This window comes from Streptomyces sp. NPDC001157 (assembly GCF_053598255.1).
Genome location: NZ_JBSFJW010000058.1, coordinates 20,991 through 40,171, shown reverse-complemented (window position 1 = coordinate 40,171; position 19,181 = coordinate 20,991). Strand labels below are relative to the sequence as shown.

The 19,181-nt window shown below is 70.3% G+C and carries 20 protein-coding genes; 7 read left to right on the top strand and 13 right to left on the bottom strand.

The genetic code is table 11. The features are described from left to right. On the top strand, positions 1 to 302 hold a 302-nt coding region (locus tag ACWDAG_RS45375; protein WP_450701446.1), incomplete at its 5' end, for an L-serine ammonia-lyase, iron-sulfur-dependent, subunit alpha. Positions 303 to 427: 125 nt separating this feature from the next. Further along, positions 428 to 985, top strand: coding sequence for a GH25 family lysozyme (locus ACWDAG_RS45370; RefSeq protein ID WP_450701445.1), 558 nt, complete (start codon positions 428 to 430; stop codon positions 983 to 985). Positions 986 to 1,020: 35 nt separating this feature from the next. On the opposite strand, the gene ACWDAG_RS45365 is transcribed toward ACWDAG_RS45370, so the two are convergent. Both ACWDAG_RS45365 and ACWDAG_RS45360 read right to left on the bottom strand, forming a co-directional pair. Next, positions 1,021 to 1,698 carry an NADPH-dependent F420 reductase gene (locus ACWDAG_RS45365; RefSeq protein WP_450701444.1) on the bottom strand — a complete coding sequence of 226 codons (678 nt, stop codon included), beginning with the start codon at positions 1,696 to 1,698 and terminating at the stop codon, positions 1,021 to 1,023. 87 nt (positions 1,699 to 1,785) lie between these two features. Next, a complete protein-coding gene (locus ACWDAG_RS45360) occupies positions 1,786 to 2,787 on the bottom strand; it encodes a zinc-dependent alcohol dehydrogenase family protein (RefSeq protein WP_450701443.1) in 1,002 nt (333 codons plus the stop codon). A gap of 102 nt (positions 2,788 to 2,889) precedes the next feature. Between ACWDAG_RS45360 and ACWDAG_RS45355 the strand changes: the two genes are divergently transcribed. Then, entirely contained in the window at positions 2,890 to 3,798 is a 909-nt protein-coding gene (locus ACWDAG_RS45355; protein ID WP_450701442.1) for an AraC family transcriptional regulator, read from the top strand. A gap of 66 nt (positions 3,799 to 3,864) precedes the next feature. On the opposite strand, the gene ACWDAG_RS45350 is transcribed toward ACWDAG_RS45355, so the two are convergent. After that, a complete protein-coding gene (locus ACWDAG_RS45350; protein WP_450701441.1) occupies positions 3,865 to 4,077 on the bottom strand; it encodes an EF-hand domain-containing protein in 213 nt (70 codons plus the stop codon). Between the two features lie 58 nt (positions 4,078 to 4,135). Continuing rightward, positions 4,136 to 5,050 (bottom strand): MerR family transcriptional regulator, encoded by a 915-nt coding sequence (locus ACWDAG_RS45345; RefSeq protein WP_450701440.1) that lies wholly within the window; start codon positions 5,048 to 5,050, stop codon positions 4,136 to 4,138. 49 nt (positions 5,051 to 5,099) lie between these two features. Between ACWDAG_RS45345 and ACWDAG_RS45340 the strand changes: the two genes are divergently transcribed. Next, positions 5,100 to 5,768: a GNAT family N-acetyltransferase gene (locus tag ACWDAG_RS45340; RefSeq protein WP_450701439.1), complete on the top strand. Its 669-nt coding sequence runs from the start codon at positions 5,100 to 5,102 to the stop codon at positions 5,766 to 5,768. Here the strand turns inward: ACWDAG_RS45340 and ACWDAG_RS45335 are convergent. The 7 genes from ACWDAG_RS45335 to ACWDAG_RS45305 all read right to left on the bottom strand — a co-directional run bounded on the left by ACWDAG_RS45335 (position 5,722) and on the right by ACWDAG_RS45305 (position 13,056). Then, positions 5,722 to 6,345, bottom strand: coding sequence for an ADP-ribosyltransferase (locus ACWDAG_RS45335; RefSeq protein ID WP_450701438.1), 624 nt, complete (start codon positions 6,343 to 6,345; stop codon positions 5,722 to 5,724). The genes ACWDAG_RS45340 and ACWDAG_RS45335 overlap by 47 nt on opposite strands. Before the next feature lie 87 nt (positions 6,346 to 6,432). Continuing rightward, a complete protein-coding gene (locus tag ACWDAG_RS45330; protein WP_450701437.1) occupies positions 6,433 to 7,620 on the bottom strand; it encodes a YncE family protein in 1,188 nt (395 codons plus the stop codon). Then, positions 7,620 to 8,399, bottom strand: a complete 780-nt coding sequence (locus ACWDAG_RS45325; RefSeq protein WP_450701436.1) for a polysaccharide deacetylase family protein — start codon at positions 8,397 to 8,399, stop codon at positions 7,620 to 7,622. The genes ACWDAG_RS45330 and ACWDAG_RS45325 overlap by 1 nt, the downstream gene beginning before the upstream one ends. A 367-nt stretch (positions 8,400 to 8,766) precedes the next feature. Then, positions 8,767 to 9,270: an ATP-binding protein gene (locus ACWDAG_RS45320; protein ID WP_450701435.1), complete on the bottom strand. Its 504-nt coding sequence runs from the start codon at positions 9,268 to 9,270 to the stop codon at positions 8,767 to 8,769. 283 nt (positions 9,271 to 9,553) lie between these two features. Continuing rightward, a complete protein-coding gene (locus tag ACWDAG_RS45315; RefSeq protein ID WP_450701434.1) occupies positions 9,554 to 10,321 on the bottom strand; it encodes an enoyl-CoA hydratase/isomerase family protein in 768 nt (255 codons plus the stop codon). 77 nt (positions 10,322 to 10,398) lie between these two features. Further along, positions 10,399 to 11,643 (bottom strand): L,D-transpeptidase, encoded by a 1,245-nt coding sequence (locus tag ACWDAG_RS45310; protein WP_450701433.1) that lies wholly within the window; start codon positions 11,641 to 11,643, stop codon positions 10,399 to 10,401. 165 nt (positions 11,644 to 11,808) lie between these two features. Next, the gene (locus ACWDAG_RS45305; RefSeq protein ID WP_450701432.1) at positions 11,809 to 13,056 is read right to left on the bottom strand and encodes an Ig-like domain-containing protein; all 1,248 of its coding nucleotides are present in this window, start codon (positions 13,054 to 13,056) and stop codon (positions 11,809 to 11,811) included. A 281-nt stretch (positions 13,057 to 13,337) separates the two neighbouring features. Between ACWDAG_RS45305 and glgX the strand changes: the two genes are divergently transcribed. The 3 genes from glgX (at position 13,338) to ACWDAG_RS45290 (ending at position 17,270) form a co-directional block, all read left to right on the top strand. Then, complete coding sequence (gene glgX / locus ACWDAG_RS45300; protein WP_450701431.1) at positions 13,338 to 15,581, top strand: glycogen debranching protein GlgX; 2,244 nt, start codon at positions 13,338 to 13,340, stop codon at positions 15,579 to 15,581. 79 nt (positions 15,582 to 15,660) lie between these two features. Beyond that, positions 15,661 to 15,762: a putative leader peptide gene (locus ACWDAG_RS45295; protein WP_450701430.1), complete on the top strand. Its 102-nt coding sequence runs from the start codon at positions 15,661 to 15,663 to the stop codon at positions 15,760 to 15,762. A gap of 83 nt (positions 15,763 to 15,845) precedes the next feature. Then, positions 15,846 to 17,270 carry a sulfatase family protein gene (locus ACWDAG_RS45290; protein ID WP_450701429.1) on the top strand — a complete coding sequence of 475 codons (1,425 nt, stop codon included), beginning with the start codon at positions 15,846 to 15,848 and terminating at the stop codon, positions 17,268 to 17,270. Here ACWDAG_RS45290 and ACWDAG_RS45285 read toward each other — a convergent pair. After that, on the bottom strand, positions 17,267 to 17,923 hold the full coding sequence (locus ACWDAG_RS45285) for a response regulator (protein WP_450701428.1): 657 nt from the start codon (positions 17,921 to 17,923) through the stop codon (positions 17,267 to 17,269). The genes ACWDAG_RS45290 and ACWDAG_RS45285 overlap by 4 nt on opposite strands. Continuing rightward, on the bottom strand, positions 17,913 to 19,181 hold the full coding sequence (locus ACWDAG_RS45280) for a sensor histidine kinase (protein WP_450701427.1): 1,269 nt from the start codon (positions 19,179 to 19,181) through the stop codon (positions 17,913 to 17,915). The genes ACWDAG_RS45285 and ACWDAG_RS45280 overlap by 11 nt, the downstream gene beginning before the upstream one ends.

Genomic DNA, 19,181 nt, shown 5'->3' with positions numbered 1-19,181 from the left:
CCGAGGTGCTCGGCGGCAGCCCCGAACAGGTCGAGAACGCCGCCGAGATCGGCATGGAACACAACCTCGGCCTGACCTGCGACCCGGTCGGCGGCCTGGTCCAGATCCCGTGCATCGAGCGCAACGGCATGGCCGCGGTCAAGGCGGTCACCGCGGCGAAGATGGCGATGCGCGGCGACGGCTCGCACAAGGTGTCCTTGGACAAGGTCATCAAGACGATGAAGGACACCGGCGCGGACATGAGCGTGAAGTACAAGGAGACTGCGCGGGGCGGGCTGGCGGTCAACATCATCGAGTGCTGAGCTCCCCCTCGGCCGACCGGAGTTGACGTTTTGCACGTCGTTTCCACATCCGGAACGGATCACCCGTGCAAAGGTGGGGATGAATCAACCGCTGTCCCCCCACCGGCACTTCAGGGAGTCCTTCCATGCTGCGCGGTATCGACGTAAGCGCCTACCAGTCCTCCTCGTACGGCACGGACGGCCTCTCCTTCGTCTTCATCAAGGCGACGGAGGGCCGCTCGTACGTCAATCCAAGACTCGGCGCCCAGACAAAACACGGCCGGGACGCCGGCCTCGTCGTCGGCTTCTACCACTTCCTGTGGCCCGGCCATCTCCAGGCCCAGGCGGAGTACTTCGTCGAGCACGCCCCGGAGAAGGCGGGCGACATCCTCGCCGTGGACTGGGAACGGACGAGCGAAGGAACGCACGCGAGCAACGCGGAGAAGGACCTGTTCATCCGCAAGGTGAAGGAACTGCGGCCGAACAACCAGGTGGTGCTCTACACCAATCGCGACTTCTGGCTCAACGTCGACACGACCTCGTACGCCGGCGACGGCCTCTGGATCGCCGACTACGTCACGGCGGGCAAACCCCGTATCAAGGCCAAGTGGCGCTTCCACCAGTACACCAGCGAGCCGCACGACAAGGATGTCGCGGACTTCGCCGACAAGGCCGCGCTGAAGGAGTGGGCCAGGAGTGCCTGACGTGTGAGGCGTGCGGCGAACCGCACGTACCGCGCTTACGCCCGGAAGTCCGCCGGGCGCTCCCGGGACGCCTTCGCCAGCGCCTCGGTCACCTCGTCCACGCCCGCCCGCAGCCCGTAGACGGGGGTGCCCGGCTGCTGGCGCCAGGAGTCCGCGAGGGTGCCCGTGTCGACCGTGTCGAAGCCGAGTTCGTCGATCAGGTTCCTGACCACGCGCTTCGCGGCCTCGTCGTCGCCCGCGACCGGGACCGCCTGCCGGTCGGGGTCGCCCGCCGGGCGCGGACGCTCCAGAATGTCCTGGGCGTAGGTGCCGTTGAACGCCTTGACGACCGTGTGGCCGATCTGCCGGGCCGTCCAGGCGCTCTCCGTGAGGCCCTCGTCCTCGATCGCCGCGATCCTGCCGTCCCGCTGCTGGGGGTAGTAGTTGCCGGTGTCGATCACGGCGACGTTCTCGGCCGCGCCGTCCAGGATGCCCGCCGGCAGGTCAGGGATCGCCTTGACGGGGATCGTGATCACCACGACCTCCGCGCCGCGCGCCGCCTCCTCCACCGGTACCGGGGTCGCGCCGGTCTCCTCGGCCAGCGCGGTGAGTGTCTGCGGACCGCGGGAGTTGGCGACGGAGACGTCGTGGCCGAGTGCGGTGAGCCGCCGGGTGAGGTTGCCGCCGATGTTGCCCGCGCCGATGATGCCGATCTTCATGACAGGCCCTTCCATGGATGATGCACGTGCATACGTCTGGGTCGCATCAACCTCGGGGATCGGCGTCCTATTCCGCGCGCCGCGGCAAACGGGTCAGGGCCCTCAGACCCGTACGACGATCTTGCCCATGTGCCGGTTGGACTCCATCAGGCGGTGTGCGTCCTGAATGCGGTCGAGGCCCTCGAAGACCTCGCCGACGACCGGGCGGAACCCGCCGTCCGCGAGGCCGGCGTTGAGGAAGGCGGTGGAGCGGCGGCGGCCGGCGGGTGTGCTGGTGAGGATCAGGTTGGCGTAGGCGTGGAGGGTGAAGGGCCAGTTCCGGGGGATCTCGGCCGGACGGGTGTCCAGCCAGCCGTAGACGACCACGGAGCCGCCCGTCGCGAGGCCCTCGGCCAGTGCACCGAAGCCGGGGCCGCCGATCGCGTCGAAGATCACTTCGGCGCCGTTGCCCCCGGTGAGCCGTTTGACCTCCTTGGCCACGGCCTCGGGCGCCGACTCCCCGGTGACGATCACCTCGGCCGCGCCGACCTCCAGCAGTCGGTCCCGTTTCGCCTCGGTGCGGGTGGTGGCCAGCGGGATCGCGCCGATGCGGCGGGCGACCTGGATGGCGGCGGTGCCGACGCCGCTGGACGCACCGGTGATCAGCACATGGTCGCCGGGCCTGAGCCCGGCGGTCTCCAGCAGTGCGCCGTACGCGGTCGTGTACGTCAGCCAGGCCGCGGCGCCGGTGACGGCGTCGACGGAGTCGGGGCGGCGCAGGACCGCGGTCTCGGGGAGGACGACCTGCTCGGCGTACACGCCCTGCGCGCTCATCTCGATGCCGGGGCCGGTCATCACCGGGTCGCCGACGGCCAGTTCGGTCACGCCCTCGCCGACCGCCTCGACGACGCCGGCGGCCTCGTAGCCGAGTCGGGAGGCGGGGAGGGCGGGCTGGTAGTAGTAACCGCCGCTCCGGAACAGGGCTTCGGCACGGTTGAGGCCCAACGCCTCGACGCGTACGACCACTTGGCCGGGCGCGGCGTCGGGGACGGTCACGTCCTCGACCGTCAGTACCTCGGGTCCGCCGATTTCATGAAAAAGCACAGTGCGTGCGGTAGTTGGCATGCGGAACACGCTAGGTGGCGGGACGCGAGACGATCCATGTCCATCGGTCTCCCTTTCCTGTCCGATCGTCTCTCGGGTACGTCCTCCGGGTACCGTTCGGACATGGACGTACTCAGTGACGCCGTGAGTGCGATGCGCACGGGGCGGCCGCACTCCTCGCGCCGGGACAAGTACGCGCCCTGGGGCATGCGGTTCGAGGCATCCCCGGGGGCCGGGTTCCATGTGGTGCTGCGCGGTTCGGCGTGGCTGATCCCGGCGGAGGGCGAGCCGGTTGCGGTCGGCCCCGGGGACGTGGTGTTCCTGGCGCACGGACGGGGACACGCGCTGGCCAGCGGACTCGACATGCCGTTGGAACACGTACGGCCGGGGTCGGACAACCGGTGGCCCGCGCCACCGGCCACGCCGAGCGAGGGGACACCGGACGCGGTCCTGCTCTGCGGCTCCTACCAGATGGACCGCAGCCGCACCCACCGTCTGGTCTCCGAGCTGCCGGAGGTGGTGCACCTGCCCGCCCGGGTCGGCGCCCACCGCTCACTGCGGGCGGCGGTGGAGCTGCTGGGCATGGAGCTGGAGGATCCGCAGCCCGGCTCGGACGCCATCGTGACCTCGCTGCTCGACACCCTGCTGCTGTACATCCTGCGCGCCTGGTGGCAGCACGACCGCAAGGTCACCGGCTGGTCGGCCGCGCTCGACGACCCGGCCGTGGCGGCGGCCCTGCGCGCCATCCACGGCGACCCGGCCCGTCCCTGGACGGTCGAGGAGCTCGGCGCCGAGAGCGGCCTGTCCCGCGCCGCCTTCGCCCGCCGCTTCACCACGCTGGTCGGCGAACCTCCGCTCGCCTACCTCACCTGGTGGCGCATGACGACCGCGGGCCGCCTTTTGCGCGAGGAGGACCTCCCCCTGCGCCGCATCGCCCAACGCGCGGGCTACACCTCGGAGTTCGCCTTCGCCAAGGCGTTCAAGCGGGAGTTCGGGGTGGCGCCGGGGCAGTATCGGAGGCAGGTGTCCTGAGGCCGGCCCGCGCGGAATGGCGAAGGGGTGCCCGTCCGCCGTGCGGACAGGCACCCCCGGCACGTCCTACTTGTTCAGGTACGCCCAGAACTCGTCGAACGACAGCACCTTGTCGCCGTTCAGGTCACGGGTCTTGATGATCGCCTCGGCGACCGACTCGGTGACGTTCCAGTCGCCCCCCTGGGCGAGGGCGGTCTTGAACTCGGCGGCGGTGATGAATCCGTCGCCGTCGGTGTCGATCCGCTGGAACTCCTTGCGTGCTGCTTCGATGTCGGCCACCGATCCGCCCCTTTTCTCCGTGACTGCGTGTCTTGCTGTCGTGTTGACGCAGGTCAGATTAGCTGGCCACGCGGGCCCTCAGCGCGCCGACCACCCAGGCGAACTCCGGCTCGTACGCCGCCTGCGGCCCGAGCCCCGCCACGACCGCCCACAACTGGCGGTAGCGGGCCACACGGACGTTGGAACCCGCCTCCAGCCGCTTCAGCACCTCGGCGGGGTCCGCGTCACCGAGCAGCCCGCGCAGGAGCTCCTCGGCCTCGGACGCCTCGGGGGCGATGCCCCGCTCCAGGGCCTGACCCGCGAGCTGCACCAGGCGGCTCATGAACCACAGAGAGGTGCCGGCGGGCACGTCCGGGCCGCGGTCCGCCGCATTGAACTCGATCATCCTGCGCATCAGGGCCCGGAACTCGGGGTCCTGCATCATCTCGGCGAGCTCCACCCAGGCGTCCACCTGCTCGGGGGTCGGCTCGTCCGGCAGGTCCGCCGGGGCGAACCGCAGCCGCTTGCGGATGTCGGGGTCGGCGGTGTCGAGCCCGTCGAAGATCTCCGTCGTGAAGTCCTCGACGATCCGGGCCCGCTCGGCCGCCGACAGCCGCGCCAGTTTGTTCATCAGGGTCATCTCCTCTGCGGTCGAGCCGCGTCGCGCCACGCTCGACAGCACCGCCCGGGTCACCTTCAGCGACCGGATCTGCGCGTCCAGCGCGACCACGTGCGCCGCCGCGACCTGAGCGACCGTCCGCTCCCCGTCCAGCACCTTCCGCACATCGGTCAGGCCAAGACCCAGCTCACGCAGCGTGCGGATCAGCTCCAGCCGGGCTGCGGAGGCGGCGTCGTAGAGCCGGTAGCCGCCCGTGGAACGGGTCACGGGGGTCAGGACGCCCTCGTCGGACCAGTAGCGGATGGTTCGGACCGTCAGGCCGGTGGCCCTGGCCAGCTCGCCGATGGTGAAAAGTCCGGTGCCGTCGTCGATCATGTCTGCGAGTCTGGGCCTTCCAGCGGGTGGAGACTCAAGGAGCGCGGTGATGGAGACTCTGCGGGACATTCTCGACGCGGCCGCCCGCGGTGTCTTCCCGCCCGCGGACGGCCGTACGACGGTCGTGCCACAGGCCTCGCACCGGGACGCCGGGGTCATCGCGTTCACGGCGCACTCCGTCGTCTTCACCGATGAGGATCCGACGTGGGTGTACGAGACACTGCGCGCCGTCGACTGCGACGAACTGGCCGCGAGCATGAACGCCCGGTTCCTCACGGCCCTGCTGGAGCGGACGGGCCGCCGGACCGACACGATCGACGCGCTCCTGGTCGGTGATCCACTGCCGGGCGGGCCTCCCCTGCCCCTGAGGGAGATCACCGACGCCGGTCATCCCCGGGCCGCCCGGGCCCGTACGCACCGCGACGACGTGCGGCTGTGGGCGGCGCGGGGCGGCGTGGTGGTGCTGGGGCGCGGGGTCGCCGGGCGGCTGGAGGTCGCGGTCGAGGTGGACGAGGAGGTACGGCACCGAGGGCTCGGGCGGCTGCTGGTGACGGCGGCGCGGCACCTGGCCGGGGAGCCGGTGTGGGCCCAGGTGTCGCCGGGGAACGCCCGCAGCATGCGGGCGTTCCAGGGGGCGGGCTACCGTCCTGTGGGCTCGGAAGCCCTGCTGCTCAGTGCCACGTCCGGTAGTACGGGTTGCTCTGGCAGTCGTTCATGATCTCGGTCTTGGTCTTCTTGTCGACGGGGCAGACGCCGATGATGTACTGCCGCGCGATACCGCCGGGGAAGGCCACCTCGACCTGGTCGGCCCATTTGTGGGTGTCGCCGATGGTCTTGTTGACGTCGACGCCGCCGGGAGCGTCGATGTAGTAGTTGTAGCCCGACTTGTACCAGGTCTTGTAGAGGTCGTGGTCGTACGTCGTCGACACGTACGGCGAGGGCTGGTTGACCAGGACGTACTGCGCGATGTCGTACTGGCCGTCGATGACGTCCTTGGGGTGGAAGCCCTGCTCGAAGACGGTCGCGGGGGCGCGGCTGTCGCTGCGGTAGAGCGTGCCGCAGGTCTTGCGCCAGACCGGTTCGGGCGTGATGCGGTCGACGTCGACGCGGCGGTCGACGGCCGCCTTGACGGGGTCGTCGAACTGGGGACAGGCGGGGGCGGCGGCCCCCGCAGAGGCTGTGGCGGCGGCCTTGGCGGGGGTGGCGGTGGGGACGGTCGCGGCCGTCGTCGCGAAGACGGCCGCGAGGGACAGGACGGCGGCAGCGGCCCGCCGCCGCAGGCGAGTTGTGATCATGGTGAGCACGATCCCCGTCCCGCGGCGGCGCAATGCGCGACGTCACCCGTTCGGCGGCGTGTCCCGGGTCCCTCAACTCGCCGTGTTTCAGCGGAAGATGCCCGTGTGGCCGAGCGAGTAGCGGCCCGGCTGCGGGTACACCGCGAGGCCGTGCGGGCCGCTGCCGACCTTGATGCGGGCCAGCTGGCTACCGGTGCGGGTGTCGATGGCGTACACCTCGGAGTTGTAACGCCCCGACAGCCACAGGACCTTGCCGTCCGCCGAGACGCCACCCATGTCGGGGCTGCCGCCGTCCGGCAGGTGCCACTTCTTGGTGAGCCGGTTCTGTGCGAAGTCGAAGAGGGAGATGGTGCCTTCGCCCCTGTTGGAGATGTACATCTCGCGCGAGTCGCGGCTGACGTAGAGACCGTGGGCGCCCTTGCCGGTGGGCAGGAGCGTGGGCTTGGTGAACTTGTCGCCGTCCAGGACCCACACACCGTCGGCCATCATGTCGGCGATGTAGAACCTCTTGCCGTCCGGCGAGATCTTGACGTCCTGCGGCATCGCGCCCTGGAACGGCAGCTTCTCCTGTCCGATCACCTTCATCTTCGCCGTGTCGACCTTGAGCAGCTCGCCGCTGAACTCGCAGGAGACGACGAAGTAGCGGCCGTCGAGGGAGAAGTCGGCGTGGTTGACGCCGTAGCAGCTGACCGGCACGGTCTTCTCGCGCTTCATGGTGTGCGCGTCGCGGAAGACGAGCTCACGGTCGAGGGAGGCCATGACGATCGCGTACTTGCCGTTCGGCGTGAAGTAGAGGTTGTAGGGGTCGTGCACGTCGACGGCCTTGCCGGCCTTCCCCGTCCTCGGGTCGATGGGGGTGAGGGTGTTGCCCCGGTCGTTGTTGACCCACAGCGTCTTCATGTCCCAGGAGGGAACGACGTGCTGGGGCTGGGCGCCCACCGGGATCGTCTCGATGACCTTGTACGTCTTCGGGTCGATGACGGAGACGGTGTTGGAGTTGGTGTTGGGCACGTAGACGCGGGACGGGAAGTCCCTTACCGCCGGGGAGAGTTGGTTCGGGCGGTCGGCCGCGTACACGTCGTGGGGGTCGAGGACGGGCGGCATGCCGGCCAGGCCGGGTACGGCGGCCTTCTTCTCCTTCGCCGGAGCGACGGCGGCCTTCTTGCCGAGGGCCTCGTCCTCGCGGTGCGAGGAGCCGGTGCAGGCGGCGAGGGTGGTGAGCGAGGCGAGGACGACGGTCGCGATGAGGGCGCGGCTGAGCCGGGTGGGGTTCATCAGCTGAACAACTCCGTGGTGGTCACCGCGGCCAGGCCGCGGCGGGCGAGTTCTTCCAGTACGACGGGGAGGGCAGCGACCGTGTCCGGGTATCCGAAATGCATGCTCACCACTGATCCGTTGCGGACCTCGTCGAGGACCTTGCGCTGTACGGCATCGGCGCCGGGCCGGGTGTAGTCGAGGGAGTCGACCTCGTACGAGAGGACGTGCGGATAGCCGGCGCCGCGGGCCAGGCGCAGCACCAGCGGGGACGCGAGGGAGGCGCGGGAGGGGCGGAACCAGGTGCCGATGGAGCCCGTGAGGTGCTCCAGCCGGTCGGCGCAGGCGGTGATCTCACTGCGGGCGTCGGCCTCGGACATGGCGTTGACGGCCAGGTGCCGCTGGGTGTGATTGCCGAGGTCGTGGCCGCCGCCGAGGATGCGGCGGGCCATGTCCGGGTACTGGTCGAGCCAGCTGCCGACGGCCAGAACAGTGAGGCGGGCGCCGCGCTTTTCGGCCTCGTCGAGAAGGGCGTGGGCGAGGGCGGGATCACCCTGCCCGTGGAAGGTGAGGGCGACCCGGGGCTGGGTGCGGGACCCATGGGTGAGCTGGGCGGGTCGCCCGGGGAAACGGCGGGGGGCGGGGGCGGCGGATGGCGTGGAGGACGGGCCGGACGACGGGTGCGCCGGTGAACTGGGATGCGCGACGGCACCGTTCGGCGCACACCCTGCGGCGAGGGCACCTGCGGCAAGAAGTCCGGCACCCGTGCGTAGCGCCGTCCGGCGGTCGGTCGAGGTCACCGCACCATTTAAGAGGCGAAGAGTAAGAAAACGGCCGATTGACCCGATCGGGGGACATTATTCGGGTCGCGGCCAGCACATTTCAGCCCATACGGCGTTTGAGAGTGCGGCCGGCCAGGCCGTAGGGGCGAGCTGGGGGCGCATCCTTTCGGGACGCGGCCCATGCATTTCAGAGTTCAGGGACGGAGACCGCGAGACCGACAGGGGTACGGAGACACAGCCTCCCAGGTCGCAGCCGACGCACTTCAGCCCGTCCGGCGTTTGAGGACGAGGCCGTCAGGCCGACGGGGGGTCTGGGGGCGCAGCCCCCAGGGACAGCAACCCCTCCCACCCGCACCGAACCCGGCCCCACCGCCGGAGGCAACCCTCAGCGATCAGCCACCCTCATCTCGAACCAGGTCGTCTTGCCGCGCGGCAGGAGGTCGACTCCCCAGCGGTCGGAGAGCTTGTCGACCAGGAACAGGCCCCGGCCGCTGATGTCCGTCTCCTGGACCGGCATCAGACAGGGCAGGCCACGGGAGGGGTCGCGGACCTCGATGCGGATCCAGCCCCGGCGGCGGCGCATCCGAAGGCCGAAGACTCGGGCGCCGGTGTGGCGGACCGCGTTGCCGACCAGTTCGGAGACGAGCAGGACGGCGTCCTCCGTCATCTTGGGAGTCAGGCCCCACTGGCGCAGGACCACGACCTGGGTGAGCCGACGGGCGGTGGCGGCCGACTCCGGGCGGGACGGCAGCGGGACCTCCGCATCGGTCGGGTTGCCGAACAACTCGAGTGCCTTGAGCGCCCGTTCGTCCTCCATCGCGGGCGACCAGCGCGCCGCCGTCACACGGCCGTGTCCCCGCGGCTGTTCGATGCCCTCCAGCCCCGCCATGCCCCCATCATGGCCGCCCAGAGCGCCCTCCGGGGCCGTTCCTGAGGAATACGCCCCCCGGAATACGTCCTTCCGAATAGGCCGATTGACATATGCCACGGGCAGTTCGGAGGCATCCACAGCCTGCCCGACCTGCGGTGAAGGCTCTCCTGGAGGCAATCGACGGTCTCCCTCGACAAGGCAGACTTAAGGTTGCCTTAAGGCTCCCATAAACCGCCCCATCGAGGGACCCGGATCAGACAGCGCGTCAATTGCAAGTGGTTCAGAGGTACTTCATGGGCACTCAGACAAACTTCGCCTTGCCCGGCCCCTCCTCCACGAAGCTGCGCATCCCGCGCTCGCGGTCCTCCGTGGCGAACAGGCCCGCGAACCAGTTCCGTTCGACCGCGAGACCGGTCTCGATGTCCGTCTCCAGGCCGGTGTCGATCGACTCCTTCGCGGCCCGGAGCGCGATCGCCGGACCCTGAGCCAGCCTCGCCGCCCACTCGTGCGCGGCCGTGTAGACCTCCTCGGCCGGCACCACCCGGTCCACCAGACCCAGCGTCAGCGCCTCGTCCGCCTTGACCATCCGGCCGGTGAAGATCAGGTCCTTCGCCTTCGAGGGACCGACCAGCCGGGACAGCCGCTGGGTGCCGCCGGCCCCCGGGATCAGGCCCAGCAGGATCTCCGGCTGGCCCAGCTTGGCGTTCTCCCCCGCGATCCGGTAGTCCGCGCACAGCGCCAACTCGCAGCCGCCGCCGAGCGCATAGCCCGTGATCGCCGCCACCACCGGCTTGGGGATGCGGGCCACCGCGGTGAACGAGTCCTGCAGGGCGCGGGCGCGCAGGACCATCGCCGTGTGGTCCATGTTCTGCATCTCCTTGATGTCCGCGCCCGCCGCGAACACCTTCTCCCCGCCGTACACGATCACGGCCCGTACGTCGTCACGCCGGGTCGCCTCCTCCGCCAGCTCCTTGAGCCGGTCCTGGGTGGCGATGTCCAGTGCGTTCATGGGCGGGCGGTCGAGACGGATCGTGCCGACGCCTTCGGCGACTTCGAGATTCACGGTCATGGAGGCCAGGTTAACGGGCACTAACGACAACGGCCCCGGTGCCGTCGCTCACACCGGGGCCCTACATCAGCGCCTGACTACGACTTCCACTTCTCCCACGACATGTTCCAGCCGTTGAGCCCGTTGTCCGGGGAGACGGTCTCGTCATGGGCGTGCTTGACGATCACCACGTCGCCGAGGATGGAGTGGTCGTACATCCAGCCGGCCGGCAGCCCGCGGTCGTAGCCGCCCCGCACGTCCCGCAGGCCGATGCAGCCGTGGCTGGCGTTGTAGTTGCCGAAGGCGCCGCCGGCCCAGTAGTTGCCGTGCATGAAGGTGCCGGAGTCCGTCAGCCGCATCGCGTCCGGGACGTCCTTGATGTCGTACTCCTTGCCGAGGTTGACCGTCTCGCTGTTCATGCGGGTCACCCGGAGCTTCTCGCTGATGACCATCTGGCCGTTCCAGGTGTCGTAGCCCGGCTTGCCGGTGGTGACCGGGACGGTCTTGATGACCTTGCCGTCCTGGGTGACCTTCATCTGGTGGGTCTTGGCGTCGACGATCGAGACCTGGTTGCGGCCGATGGTGAACTTCACCGTCTTGTCCTGCTTGCCGTAGACGCCCGGCCGGCCCTCGACGCCGTCGAGGTTCAGGCTCACCGTGACCTTCGTACCGGACTTCCAGTAGTGCTCCGGGCGGAAGTCGAGGCGGTCGTTGCCGAACCAGTGGCCCTCGACGTCGACGGCCGGTTCGGTCTTGATGGTGATGGCCTTCTTCACGTCCTCGGGGTGGGTGATGCCCCGGGTGAAGCGGACGGAGAACGGCATTCCGACGCCGACGGTGGAGCCGTCCTCGGGGGTGAAGGTGCCGATGAAGGTGTTCTTCGGGGTGAGGGTGGTGAAGCTGGAGTCCTCCGCGGCCTCACGCCCCTCGGAGTCCTTCGCGACCGCGTGCACCGTGTACTTGGTGGACGCGGCCAGATGGGTGGACGGCGTCCAGCCGGCACCGTCGGCGGTGATCTTCCCGGATATCTCCTCGCCCTTGGGGCCCTTGACCTCGACGGCGGTCAGCTTGCCCTTGCTTGCGCTCACCTTGAGGACGCCGCTGGTCTCGACGGACTTCGCGCCGTTCTTGGGGGCGATGGTGACGACGGCCGCCGACTGCTTGGTCTGCGTCGCGTCCGCGTCCTTGCCCTTGCCGTCGCCGGAACCCGATCCGGACCCCGAGCCGCCTCCTCCGCACGCGGTGACCGTCAGCAGCAGCACCCCGGACACGAGGGCCAGCCGTCCCTTGCCTCCACGCCTGCGCGCGTCAACCGACGCCCCCGATATCGGCCGCACGTTCAAGTTGTTCTCCCCTCGTCGGGCCTGGTCGGGCCCGCAACCCCGGCGCGTCCCGCGCGCGCATTGGCGCATATTAACTGCAAGGTTTTGGGGATCGTGTCAGGTGAAGGTCACCGTTCCGTCGCAACATCGGCCATGCGCCCGTCCCCATCCCCGCCTCCCTTCGGGTTACTTGACCGCGCTGCCCGCCTTCCACGCCTTCCAGCCCATATTCCATCCTCCGAGGCCGTTGTCGGGAGCGACCTTTTTGTCATTGCTGTGGACGACCTGGACGACGTCCCCGACGAGGCTGCGGTCGAAGAACCAGCCGGCCGGGGTGTCGGAGCTGCCGCCCTTGACGTCCATCAGCCCGACGCAGCCGTGGCTGACATTGACGTGGCCGGGGGCGTTCGGCGCCCAGTAGTTGCCGTGCAGGAAGGTGCCGGAGTCGGTGAGGCGCAGGGCGTGCGGGACGTCCGGGATGTCGTACTCGCCCTTGCCGTTCTGCTTCTTGAAGCCGACCGTGGCGCCGTTCATACGGGTCAGCTCGAGCATCTCCATCACCACCATCTTCCCGTTGTAGGTGGTGTGCTTGGGCGCCCCGGCCGTGATCGGCACGGTGGCGAGCAGCGCCCCGTCCCGTCGTACCTGCATGGTGTGGGCGGCCGCGTCGACCACGGAGATCTGGCTGCGGCCGACGGTGAAGGAGAACGTCTTGTACTGCAGCCCGTAGACACCGGGCGCCCCTTCGACGTCGCGGAGCCGGAGGGAGACGGTGACCTGGGTGCCGGGTTTCCAGTACCGCTGGGGGCGGAAGTCGAGGCGGTCCTTGCCGAACCAGTGCGGGCGGATCTCGACCGCCGGTCTCGCGGTGACGTGGACGGCCCGCTCGACGGCCGCGCGGTGCTCGATCTCCCGGTTGAACTCCAGGGAGACGATCATTCCGGTGCCGACCGTGGAACGGTTCTCCGGGGTGACGTAGCCGATGAACCGCTCGTCGGGGACGAACGTGGTGAACGTCGTGTGCCGTGCCGACCTTCGGCCGTGGCCGTCCAGGGCCACCGCGTCCACGGTGTACTTGGCGGCCAGCGCGAGCCGGGCCTCGTCCGGTTCCCAGCGCAGGCCGTCCTCGGAGATGCGGCCGGGCACCTCGGAGTCCTGCGCGTCCTGGGACTTGACGACCCTCACCGACTCCAGGCGGCCGCTGGACACCCGCACCTGGAGCCTGCGCCCCGGGTGGACGCCCTTGCTGGCGTCGTGCGGGGAGATCCGGATGACCTCCTCGGGTGCCGGGGCCTTGCCGAACGCCTCGTCGATGTCGCTGTGGTCCGCCGGGGTCGACGTACAGCCGACCGCTCCGGCCAGCAGTCCTGCCCATGTCAGTACGGCGGCCAGCGCGGCCCCCGCGCGCCGTGCGCGCCCTTGTCCTTGCCTCACAAGCTTCCCAACGACCGGCCCCGCCCTGGGAAACGTGAGTGCGGGGCGCTCCGCGGGCTGAGCCATCGATCAGCTGCGGCGCCGTTGTGGCTGGTCGCGCCCCGCGGCGCAGCCGCTGATGTCACGGCCCGCGCTCCTTCAGGGCGCTGCCGAACCGGAAGTCGGATCGTTCGGCCGAGCTCTGGGCAGAACAGTGGGGAGGACGACGCGACGGGGAGCCGCGGCCGGGACGCCGTGCGCTCTTTTTGGAGGTCGTTCCGCGAGCCGTGGGAGGCGGACTGGTGTCCAGCGCAGCCGAGCAGGAGGCGGTGGCCGAGGGGCGCGCCGAGGAGGGCGAACGCCCGGCCGGCGTGGTCAACGGCGCGCCCCGCAAGGTGCCGGGCGTGCCCGTGCGGCCGGGTGCGCCGATGCCGCTGGGGGCCAGGTTCCGGGTCGGACCGGACGGCGTGGCGGGCACCAACTTCGCGCTGTGGGCGGGCGGGGCGGAGGCGGTGGAGCTGTGCCTGTTCGACGAGGCCGGCAAGGAGACCCGCGCGCGGCTGACCGAGCTGACGCACGAGATCTGGCACGGCTTCGTGCCGGGTGTGATGCCCGGGCAGCGGTACGGCTTCCGGGTGCACGGCCGCTGGGACCCGTGGACCGGCGGCCGCTGGAACCCGGCGAAGCTGCTCCTCGACCCGTACGCGCGGGCCGTGGACGGCGACTTCAGCCTGCCACCGGAGGTGTACGGGCATGTGCGGGACTGGCCGCAGCAGCAGGTCGCGGACACCGTGCGGGACGACCGGGACTCCGCGCCGTACGTCCCCAAGGGTGTCGTGGTCCACGATGACGACGACTGGGCCGACGACCGCCGGCCCAAGACGCCATGGGCGGACTCCGTCATCTACGAGCTGCATGTCAGGGGATTCACCGCCCTGCACCCGGGGATCCCGGAGGAACTGCGCGGCACGTACGCCGGACTGGCGCACCCCGCCGCGGTCGAACACCTCGTGAAACTGGGCGTCACGGCCGTCGAGCTGCTCCCCGTCCACCAGTTCGCGCACGAGGACCATCTGCTGCGCCGCGGTCTGAAGAACTACTGGGGCTACAACTCCATCGGCTACTTCGCCCCGCACGCCGCGTACGCCGCATCCGGTACGACGGGCCAGCAGGTCGGCGAGTTCAAGCGCATGGTGCGCGCGCTGCACGCGGCCGGCATCGAGGTCATCCTCGACGTGGTCTACAACCACACGGCGGAGGCGGGCGAGCTCGGTCCGACGCTGTCGTTGAAGGGGATCGACAACCGGGGGTACTACCGGCTCCAGTCGGACGCCCGGCGCTACGCCGACTACACGGGCTGCGGCAACACCCTGCACGTCGTCCAGCCGCACGTCCTGCGGCTCATCACCGACTCCCTGCGCTACTGGGTGACGGAGATGGGCGTCGACGGCTTCCGCTTCGACCTGGCCGCGGCCCTCGCCCGCTCCATGCACGACGTGGACATGCTCTCGCCGTTCCTCGCGGTCATCGCGCAGGACCCGGTGCTGCGGCGGGTGAAGCTGATCGCCGAGCCGTGGGACGTGGGGTCCGGCGGCTATCAGGTGGGGTCCTTCCCGCCGCTGTGGACGGAGTGGAACGACCGGTACCGCAACGCCGTACGGGACTTCTGGCGGGGTGCGCTGCCGGACGTACGGGATCTGGGCTACCGCCTGTCGGGCTCCAGCGACCTGTATGCGTGGGGCGGCCGCCGCCCCTACGCCTCCGTCAACTTCATCACCGCGCACGACGGTTTCACCCTGCGCGACCTGGTGTCGTACGAGCGCAAGCACAACGAGGCCAACGGCGAGGGCAACCGGGACGGCTCGGACGACAACCGGTCGTGGAACTGCGGGGCGGAGGGGGAGACGTCCGACGAGCGGGTACGGGGGCTCAGGCGGCGGCAGCTGCGCAATCTGCTGACGACCCTGCTGCTGTCGACGGGCGTGCCGATGCTGGTCGCCGGGGACGAACTCGGGCGCACCCAGCGCGGCAACAACAACGCGTACTGCCAGGACAACGAGATCAGCTGGTTGGACTGGACACTGCTGGACGAACCGGGCTGGAAGGCCCTGTTCGACCTCACGGCCCGGCTCATCCGACTGCGCCACCAGCACCCCGTGCTGCGCCGCCGGGCCTTCTTCTCGGGGCGGGCGCACTCCGCCGACGGTCTGCGCGACCTGGCCTGGTTCACCGCGCGCGGCACGGAGATGACGGAACGGGACTGGTACGCGCCCGCCGCCACGCTCGGCATGTATCTGTCCGGGCGGGACATACCGGGCCGCGACGAGCGCGGCGACCCGATCCTCGACGACAGCTTCCTCGCCGTCCTGCACGCCGGGGACCGCCCGGCGAGCTTCGTCCTGCCGGCTCCGCCGTGGGCCGAGCAGTACGAGGTGGTCGTCGACACGTCACGGGAGGCGCAGGGTGAGGCGCCCGGGGTGGTGCACCGGGCGGGGGCGGCGATCACGGTACCGGCACGGGCGGTGCTGTTGCTGCGGGTCGGGTGAGCGGTCGTCCTGGGCGGCCGCGGCCGTTCCACAGTGCGAACACGTCCTTGACGGCTCAACCGGCGCACTGGCACCGTCCATGGTCATGAGGCTGTCCGGTGACCACCGCCGCGCGCGCGTCGCGCTCGTGGAGCGACGCCACGTGGATCTGTGCCGGCAGTCCAGCGCCATCTGTCGCTGAGCCGCAGCCCCCTCCCCCTTCTTTTCCTCTCCCCCTCACGTTGCGTGCCGTGTTGCAGGGTGCGCCGATCCCTGGGATCCGCTATGTCTCAAATATCCCGCCGTGCTTTCGGTGGTCTCGTCGGCGGCGGTGCCGTGACCGCCGTCGCCGGTTCCGCAGGAGCCGCGAGCGCCGCCGAAGCCGCCCCCGCCGAGCGCCCATTCCGCGCCCGTACGGCCCCCGCGGCCAAAAAGCGCCCCAACCTGCTGGTCATCCTCGGCGACGACCTCGGCTGGGCCGACCTCTCCTCCTACGGCGCCCCGCACATCAGAACGCCGAACCTGGACCGGCTGGCCCGGCAGGGCGTGCGCTTCACGGACGCCTACTCCGGCTCCGCGACCTGCTCACCGACCCGGTTCAGCCTGTACACCGGGCGCTATCCCGGACGTACGAAGGGCGGGCTGGCCGAGCCGATCGCGAACAGGACGCAGGGGCTTGACCCGAACCACCCGACCCTGGCCTCCCTTCTGAAGAAGGCCGGCTACTCCACCGCGCTGATCGGCAAGTGGCACTGCGGCTGGCTGCCCGACTACAGCCCCACCAAGTCCGGCTGGGACGAGTTCTTCGGCAACCACGGCGGGGTGCTGGAGTACTTCTCCAAGCTGGGGCAGCTGGGCGACCACGACCTCTACGAGGGCGACGCCGAGTACCAGGACCTGCGGTACTACACGAACGTCCTGACCGAGCGGGCCGTCGAGTACGTCAGCCGCGACCACGAGGCGCCCTGGCTGCTCAACCTCAACTTCACCACCCCGCACTGGCCCTGGCTGGCGGAGGGCGACGAGGAGACCGGCGCCGAGATCGCGGCGAAGATCCGAGCCGCGAAGAGCCAGGCGGAGGTCAGCAACGCCCTCAACCACTACGACGGCGGGTCGGTCGCCAAGTACACGGAGATGGTGCAGAGCCTGGACGCGGCCGTCGGCGAGGTGCTCGCGGCGCTGCGCCGCTCCGGGCAGGAGGAGCACACGCTGGTGTACTTCGCCAGCGACAACGGCGGTGAGCGCTGGTCGTACCTGTGGCCGCTGAGCGGCGAGAAGTTCGTGCTGCAGGAGGGCGGCATCCGGGTACCGACGATCGTGCGCTGGCCGCACCGCATCGACGGCAACCAGGTCAGCCACGAGCCGAACTTCTCCCCCGACTGGACGGCGACCTTCCTGGAGGTGGCGGGCGCGCGCCCCGATCCGGCCCACCCGCTGGACGGTACGAGTCTGGCCGGATACCTGCTGCGCGGCGAAGAGCTCCCGGAGCGCGACCTGTTCTGGCGGGTCCGGGCCAACCGGGCACTCCGGCGCGGCGACTGGAAGTACTACCAGGACGCCGACGGCGACGACCACCTCTACGACCTCGGTGCCGACCTGCGGGAGCAGGCCGACCTGGCACCCGACAAGCCGGAGTTGCTGGCGGAACTCAAGGCGTCGTGGGAGAAGATCGCCGCCGGTCTGCTGCCCTATCCGCAGCGGACCAGCTAGCCGAGAATCCCCCGCTCGTACGCCGTCGCCACCGCCGCCGCGCGGTCGTTGACGCCCAACTTGCCGTACAGATGGGTGAGATGGGTCTTCACGGTCGCCTCGCTGATGAACAGTTCGCGGGCGATCTCCCGGTTGGACGTGCCCCTGGCGACCAGGGCGAGGACCTCGCGTTCGCGGGTGGACAGGGGCTCGTTGCCGCCCGACCTCGGGGTACGGACCGCTGAGACCAGGCGGGAGGCGACGGCGGGGGACAGCATCGTGCGGCCCTCCGCCGCCGCGCGGACGGCGGTGAAGAGCTCGTCGCGCGGGGCGTCCTTGAGCAGATAGCCGGTCGCGCCCGCCTCGATGGCGGGCAGGGTGTCCGAGTCGGTGTCGTACGTCGTCAGGACGAGGACCTTGGCCCGGGCGCCGCGCCGGGTGAGCTCCGCGATCGCGTCCACTCCCCCGCCGCCCGGCATCCGCAGGTCCATGAGGATCACGTCGGGGTCGAGGGCCGCGGCCCGTTCCAGCGCCTCGACCCCGTTCGACGCCTCGCCGAGGACGGTGAATCCGGGGGCCGAGTCGAACATGCCGCGCAGGCCGTCGCGTACGACGGGATGGTCGTCGACGATCAGCAGGGAGATCCGCGGGGTGTCGGTCGGGTCAGCTGTCATGGCGGACCAACGGTACGCGAGCCGACAGCGCCGTGCCGTGGCCCGGTTCCGTCTCGACGGTCAGCGAGCCCGCGATGCGCTCGGCACGGGCGCGCATGCCGTCGAGGCCGAAGCCGCCGGAGCCCGTGCGGGCCGGCAGCGCCAGGGGGTCGAAGCCGGTGCCGTCGTCTCGGATGTCGAGGATCACCTCGTCGCCCAGGAAGGAGAGGGTGACGCCGAGGCGGGAGGCGCGGGCGTGCCGGGCCGCGTTGGACAGAGCCTCCTGGGCGATGCGCAGGAGGGTGGCCGAGACCTCCTCGTGGAGCTGTTCCGCCGTGCCGGTGACGGTGAACTCGGCGCGTACGCCCGTCCGTTCGCCCCATGCGGCGACGGTCTTCTTCAGCGCCTCGGGCAGTCCGGCGTCCGCCAGCTCCACCGGGGCCAGGTTGTGCACGGAGCGGCGGGCCTCGCCGAGGCTGTGCCGGGCCAGGTCCATGGCGCGGTCCAGGTGTTCGCGGGCCGGCTCTCTTTCGGGCGTGCCCGCGACGACCTGCAACTGCGCGATGATGCCGGTCAGGCCCTGGGCGATGGTGTCGTGGATCTCGGCCGCGAGCCGCCGCCGCTCGTCCGCGACCCCGGCCTCCCGTGCCTGGACGAGGAGTTGGGCGTGGAGGGCAGCGTTCTCGTCGAGGGCCTGCTGCAGGGCAGCGTTGGTGCGTTCGAGTTCGGCGATGGTCGCGGTGCGTTCGCGGGCCCGCAGCATCTCCTGCTCGGTGAGATGGGCGACCACCATCTGCAGGCCCGAGTTGGCGACCACCAGCGCGGCGAAGACGGCCCACTGCACCGCGCTCCCGAACGGCATCCCGCCGGCCTGCGCGCCGGCCACGGTGACCGCGCTCGCGAGCAGCCCGAGCCGCTGCCACCGCCTGCCCGGGATCGTCTCGTCGGCGTCCATGTAGCCGGCGGCGGCGTAGAACGCGAAGAACGGGTTGATCCAGGTGAGGGCGAAGGCGATGGCCCAGCGGACCACGTAGTACACCGTCCCGGTCCAGGACGGCGTCCGGCCGCGGCCGGGCCGGCGCACCCTGATGCCGTGCCAGCACAGTTGGAGCGCCACCGCGGCGCCGAACAGGGACCAGGCGGTGTACCACTTGGCCGCGGAGGCATGCGGGTCGGCGGTCGCGAGCGCGGGGACCAGACCGATGAGGAGCAGCGCGTACGGCCCCCAGGTGTGCAGTTGGTCCCAGCGCCGTTCGATCTGACTGTCCACCACGGTCAT